This window comes from Streptomyces sp. NPDC043870 (genome assembly GCF_056435785.1).
In genome coordinates, this window is record NZ_JBWKDT010000008.1 from 251,939 (window position 1) to 257,938 (window position 6,000).

The 6,000-nt window shown below is 66.8% G+C and carries 5 protein-coding genes and 2 rRNA genes; all 7 read right to left on the bottom strand.

Going from position 1 to position 6,000, the window contains the following annotated elements:
* Positions 1 to 14: 14 nt before the first annotated feature.
* Complete coding sequence (locus AC0699_RS13985) at positions 15 to 989, bottom strand: DUF881 domain-containing protein (protein ID WP_478659578.1); 975 nt, start codon at positions 987 to 989, stop codon at positions 15 to 17.
* Positions 990 to 1,012: 23 nt separating this feature from the next.
* Positions 1,013 to 1,345, bottom strand: coding sequence for a small basic family protein (locus AC0699_RS13990; protein ID WP_003970459.1), 333 nt, complete (start codon positions 1,343 to 1,345; stop codon positions 1,013 to 1,015).
* Positions 1,342 to 2,271, bottom strand: a complete 930-nt coding sequence (locus AC0699_RS13995; protein ID WP_478659545.1) for a DUF881 domain-containing protein — start codon at positions 2,269 to 2,271, stop codon at positions 1,342 to 1,344. Before AC0699_RS13995 ends, AC0699_RS13990 begins: the two co-directional genes overlap by 4 nt.
* A 99-nt stretch (positions 2,272 to 2,370) precedes the next feature.
* Positions 2,371 to 4,866, bottom strand: a complete 2,496-nt coding sequence (locus AC0699_RS14000; protein ID WP_478659547.1) for a sugar phosphate nucleotidyltransferase — start codon at positions 4,864 to 4,866, stop codon at positions 2,371 to 2,373.
* 115 nt (positions 4,867 to 4,981) lie between these two features.
* A complete protein-coding gene (gene clsA, locus AC0699_RS14005) occupies positions 4,982 to 5,590 on the bottom strand; it encodes a cardiolipin synthase ClsA (protein WP_478659549.1) in 609 nt (202 codons plus the stop codon).
* A gap of 133 nt (positions 5,591 to 5,723) precedes the next feature.
* Positions 5,724 to 5,840: ribosomal RNA gene (gene rrf, locus AC0699_RS14010) — 5S ribosomal RNA — on the bottom strand.
* 86 nt (positions 5,841 to 5,926) lie between these two features.
* Positions 5,927 to 6,000 (bottom strand): 23S ribosomal RNA (locus tag AC0699_RS14015); the annotation flags it as partial.

Sequence of the window (6,000 nt, forward strand, 5' to 3'; positions counted from 1 at the left end):
GCGCCCCCGTCCCACTAGGAGGACGACCGAGCGTAGTCAGGCCGTTCCACGGGCCGCAAGGCATCCACGACGATCTTCTCCGACCGGGTCACCGTGGCGGTGGCCTGCTCCTTCTCCAGGGTCTGCACCACGCCTCCGGGGATGTTCAGCGCCGGCTCCAGATCCTGCGGCTTGCCGATCACCTTGAACCGGTACGGCGCGCTGATCTTCTTGCCGTCCACCTGGATGTCGCCGTCCCCGCCGGAGAAGTACGAGTCGGCGACCAGCCTGACGCCATTGACCTGGATCGCCTCGGCGCCCGCGGCACGCAGCTCCTGGATCGCGTCGAGCAGCATGTCCGACTCGACCGCGCCGGAGCTGTCGTCGATGGTCAGCGTGATACCCGGACCCTCGGCCGCCACCGTACCGGCAAGAATCCCCAGCTGACGCTCCTTTTCCAGGGTCTGCTTGCGCGCCTCTTCCGCCTGGTCCGAGCTGGTCTCCAGTTCGGTGCGCTGGTCCTCCAGGCGCTGCTTCTCGTCCTCGAGTCGCGTGGTGCGGTCGTCGAGTTCGTCGAGAATGCGCACCAGGTCCTCCTGGCGCGCGCCGCGCAGAGCACTGTTGTCGCTGTTGGAGCGGACCTGGATGGCAAGGCCGAGGCCCAGGACGAACAGCAGTACAGCGACGATGAGTTGGGCCCGGGTGACGCGCGGCGGCCAGAGGCTCGCGACGAGTCGGCGGCGGCCGGTCAGCTGCGGTTCCTCGGCGGGTGTTGCCGTCTGCGGCGACTCCGCCTGCGGGTCACCGGCCACCGGGCCGTCGGCCTGCGGGTCACCGGTCACCGGGCTGTCGGCCTGCAGGTCGGCGGTCACCGGGCCGGCGATCTCCGGGCCACCGGTGTCCCGATCGTCCGTCGCCCGCTCCGACTGCGCTCCCGGCGGCTGCCCCTGCGAGTCCTGTCGGCCCTGCGGTTCATGCCGGTCCTGCGGCTCCGGCCGCTCCTTCGGCATCTGCTCGTTGTCGCTCATCGCCCTCACGCCCTGAACACGTGCCGGCGGATGGCGGCGGCGTTGGAGAAGATCCGGATGCCGAGCACGACCACGACACCCGTGGAGAGCTGGGCGCCGACGCCCAGCTTGTCACCGAGGAACACGATCAGCGCGGCGACCACGACGTTCGACAGGAACGAGACCACGAAGACCTTGTCCACGAAGATCCCGTCGAGCATGGCCCGCAGGCCGCCGAAGACCGCGTCGAGGGCCGCGACGACGGCGATCGGGAGGTAGGGCTCGACCACCGCCGGAACTTCGGGCCGGACCAACAGTCCGACCACGACTCCCACGACGAGGCCCAGTACGGCGATCACGATGTGCCCTTCCCTGTGTCTGCCGTGCCCTGACCGGTGCCCGTTCCGGCACTGGCGGACCTCGGCTCTGCGGTACGTACGATCAGGCTCGGCGCGGCAGGCAGGCGCACCTGCTCCTGCGCGGAAATACTGGTGCGGATGCCGAAGTTCTCCTGCAGCGCATGCAGGTACTGGCCGTCGGCACTGTCCTGGAAGGCGGTGCTGAGCTTCTTCCCGTCCCCCACCGCGAGCACCGTGTACGGCGGCACCAGCGGCTTGTTGTCGACCAGTATGGCGTCGCCCGCGGCGCGGATCGCGGACAGGGCGGTCAGCCGCTGTCCGTTGATCGAGATGGCTTCCGCTCCGGACTGCCACAATCCGTTGACGACCCGCTGCATGTCCCGGTCGCGGACCCGCCCCGTGTCGGAGAACCCACTGCTCTCCCGCGGACCGCCGCCGCCCGACCCACTGTCCTTGGCGTCGTCGACGACCAGCTTGACGCCCGGACCGCTCACCTCGGTCGCGCCCGAGAGCAGCGCCGCCAGCGCGCCCTGGTCTCCGCCGTGCTGCTGCAGCGCCTTGCGCTGCCGCTCCTCCACCTCGTCACGGAGCTGGTCGACGTCGCCTTCCAGGTCGTCCGCGGCCGAGGTCTCCGCGCCGATGCGGTCGATGAGCTCCTCGCGCTCCTTCGCCACGACCGGTGCCGATATCCGCGCCTGCGCGGCACCGAGCGTCACGACCAGCCCCGCCAGCACCAGACCGGCCGCGAGCCACAATTTGGCCCGCAGCGACTTGGGCAGTCCGCCGCCCTCGGCCTCCCTGCGGGCCGCCGCCTCCGCGTAGCCGTCGTCGAGGCTGTGGTCCATGACATTGGTCAGCAGCGACATGGAGGCATCAGGGCGCGGCGGCGATGAGGCGGTGCTCCGAACGGGGGGCTGCTGCGGCATGCCGCACATCGTCGCACGTCGGAGCCGCTACCACCGAATGGCCCCACCAATGTGCCGGAAGGCGGACTTCGCCGCCCTCCGGCGCACCCGGTACCTACCTCACTGACCTGCGCTGTCCACCACGCCGGACCACTCGTCGAGAAGGGCCTGGGCCGACGCGTCGTCCGGGCCTTCCGCCCACAGATGGGTGACGGCCTCGGCGGGGTCGGGCAGCACCATCACCCACCGGCCGTCCGCCTCCACCACCCGTACACCGTCCGTCGTGTCGACCGACCGGTCTCCCGCCGCCTCGACGATCCGGCGCATCACGAGCCCCTTCACCGCCCACGGCGTCGCCACGTCCCGCCGCAGTACATGCGCCCGCGGAATGCGCGCGTCGATCTGACTCAGTGTGAGCTGTGTCCGGGCCACCAGCCCGATGAGCCGCACGAACGCCGCCGTGCCGTCGAAAACGCTGCTGAACTCGGGAATGATGAAGCCGCCGCGCCCGTCTCCACCGAAGATGGTGGATTCCTCCCGGCCGACCCGGGTCAGATCGTCGGGCGACGTGGTCGTCCATTCGACCTGCGTGCCGTGGTACGCCGCGACCTGTTCGGCGATCCGTGTCGTCGTCACGGGCAGCGCCACACGCCCGCTGCGTCGTTCCGCGGCCACGAGGTCGAGCAGGACCAGCAGGGCCCGGTCGTCCTCCACGATCCGCCCTCGCTCGTCCACAAGCGACAGCCGTTCACCGACGGTGTCGAAGCGCACACCGAACGCCGCCTGCGCTGATGCCACGATCTCCCCGAGCCGGACCAGCCCCGACCGGCGGGCATCGGCCGTCTCGGTGGGCCGGGACTCGTCGAGGCCGGGATTGATGGTCAGCGCGTCCACGCCGAGCCGGCCGAGGAGACTCGGCAGAACGAGCCCGGCGCTGCCGTTCGACGCGTCGACAACGACCTTGAGACCCGCCTCTGCGATCCCCGCCGTATCGACATTGCGCAACAGCGATCCGGTGTACGAGTCGAAGACGCTGGCCGGGAAGGTCAGGTCCCCGATCTCACCCGGGAACGCACGCCGGTACTCCTGCCGCGCGTACACCCGGTCCAGCTTCCGCTGCCCGGCCTGGGACAGGTCCGCGCCGCGCTCGTCGAAGAACATGATGTCGACGGAGTCCGGCACTCCCGGTGACGTACGGATCATGATGCCGCCCGCGCTGCCTCGTGCCGTCTGCTGACGGGCCACGGGCAGCGGCACGTTCTCCAGGTCGCGTACGTCGATGGCGCTGGCCTGCAGCGCCGAGATCACCGCCCGCTTCAATGCCCGCGCACCACGCGAGTGGTCTCGCGCGGTGGTGACGGTCGCGCCCTTCTTCAGTGTGGTCGCGTACGCCCCGGCCAGACGTACGGCAAGCTCAGGCGTGATCTCCACGTTGATGATTCCGGAGACGCCACGCGCCCCGAAGAGGTGCGCCTGGCCCCGCGACTCCCAGATGACCGAGGTATTGACGAAGGCGCCGGCCTCGATGGTCTTGAACGGGTAGACCCGCACATTCCCCTGAACGATCGATTCCTCGCCGATCAGGCACTCGTCCCCGATGACCGCGCCGTCCTCGATACGCGCTGCCCGCATGACGTCGGTGTTCTTGCCGATCACACAGCCGCGCAGATTGCAGTGCTGCCCGATGTAGACGTTGTCGTGAATGACGGCCCTGTGAAGGAACGCGCCGCTCTTCACGACCACATTCGAGCCGACGACGGTGTGCTCGCGGATTTCCACATCGGCTTCGACCTTGGCGTAGTCGCCGATGTACAGCGGACCGCGCAGCACCGCGTCGGGATGCACTTCAGCGCCTTCCGCCACCCAAACGCCGGGCGAGATCTCGAAGCCGTCGAGCTCCACATCGACCTTGCCTTCGAGGACGTCGGCCTGGGCCTTCACATAGCTCTCGTGCGTGCCCACGTCCTCCCAGTAGCCCTCGGCGACATAGCCGTAGATCGGCTTGCCTTCCTTCATGAGCTGCGGAAAGACATCACCGGACCAGTCCACCGGAACGTCGGCCTCGACATAGTCGAAGACCTCGGGCTCCATGACGTAGATTCCGGTATTAACGGTGTCGGAGAAGACCTGTCCCCAGGTCGGCTTCTCGAGGAATCGCTCGACCTGACCGTGCTCGTCCACGATGGTGATGCCGAATTCCAGGGGATTCGGCACCCGGGTCAGACACACCGTGACGAGACCGCCCTTCTCCTTGTGGAAGGAGATGAGATCGGTCAGGTCGAAGTCGGTGAGAGCGTCACCGGAGATGACGAGAAATGTATCGTCCTTCAGCGCCTCTTCGGCATTCTTCACGCTCCCCGCGGTGCCGAGTGGCTTCTCCTCGTTGGCATAGGTGAGCTCCATCCCCAGTTCTTCGCCGTCACCGAAGTAGTTCTTGACCAGGGAGGCGAGAAACTGCACGGTTACAACGGTCTCATTGAGCCCATGCCGCTTCAGCAAGCGCAGCACATGCTCCATGATCGGCCTATTGGCCACCGGCAGGAGTGGCTTGGGCATGCTCGAGGTCATGGGGCGAAGTCGCGTTCCTTCGCCACCAGCCATCACGACGGCCTTCATGTCGGAAGCGTCCTCCTTGAAGAGACGACGGTCCAGCCGACTTCACCCGTCCGGGGCAGGCCCTTCTCGTGTCACATGCGGACCGGCGGACTCTGCACAGCTCCGTGCATACGGCTCAATCGGCCATGGCATCAGCCTTGACGAGTCGGCGGACCTGAACCACGTAGAGGATCCCTGCCCACCAGTAGAGAGTTGTACCCCATCCTGCGAACGCCCATCCGAAAACTTTGGCAAGTGACGCAAGCCACGTGTTTCCGTCACTGAGCAGGAGCAGCGGGAAGGCATACATCAAGTTGAAGGTAGCTGCCTTGCCCAGGAAGTTCACCTGGGGCGGCGGATAGCCGTGCCGGCGGAGGATTCCCACCATCACCAGGAGCATCAACTCCCGTGCCAATAGGGCCGCGGTGAGCCAGAGCGGCAGGATCTCGCGCCAGGTCAGCCCGACCAGCGTGGAAAGGATGTAAAGCCGGTCGGCAGCGGGGTCGAGGATCCGCCCCAGACTGCTGATCTGGTTCCAGCGCCGGGCGAGCTTCCCGTCGAGGTAGTCGCTGATACCACTGAGCGCCAGCACGAGCAGTGCCCATCCATCGGCATTCGGCCCGCCGAACTCGGGCAGAAGGATCAACCACAGGAACAGCGGTACGCCAAGCAGGCGAGCCATGCTGAGGATGTTGGGGATGGTGAGTACCCGGTCCGTCTGAACGCGAGTCTCCTGGACCTCCACCCGGGGGCCTCCTGTGCCGAACGTGCCAATGATGCCCCCTGACCTTACCCTTAGCTCCGTATGTCCTGTACACAGGGGTGTCCGAACGCAGAAAAGCCCCGGGCTACAAGGCCCGGGGCTTTCCCCAAAGATTGTTCGGCGGCGTCCTACTCTCCCACAGGGTCCCCCCTGCAGTACCATCGGCGCTGAAAGGCTTAGCTTCCGGGTTCGGAATGTAACCGGGCGTTTCCCTAACGCTATGACCACCGAAACTCTATGAAGATGTGAACCCGCCGACCACACAGTGGTCTCGGCATGTTCGTTACTTCAGAACTAACACAGTGGACGCGAGCAACTGAGGACAAGCCCTCGGCCTATTAGTACCGGTCAGCTTCACCAGTTACCTGGCTTCCACATCCGGCCTATCAACC

Bases quoted from the DNA above. Each gene is read 5' to 3' on its own strand.
- AC0699_RS13985 (WP_478659578.1), bottom strand. From the start codon at position 989: ATGCCGAAGGAGCGGCCGGAGCCGCAGGACCGGCATGAACCGCAGGGC.
- AC0699_RS13995 (WP_478659545.1), bottom strand. From the start codon at position 2,271: ATGCCGCAGCAGCCCCCCGTTCGGAGCACCGCCTCATCGCCGCCGCGC.
- AC0699_RS14000 (WP_478659547.1), bottom strand. From the start codon at position 4,866: ATGAAGGCCGTCGTGATGGCTGGTGGCGAAGGAACGCGACTTCGCCCC.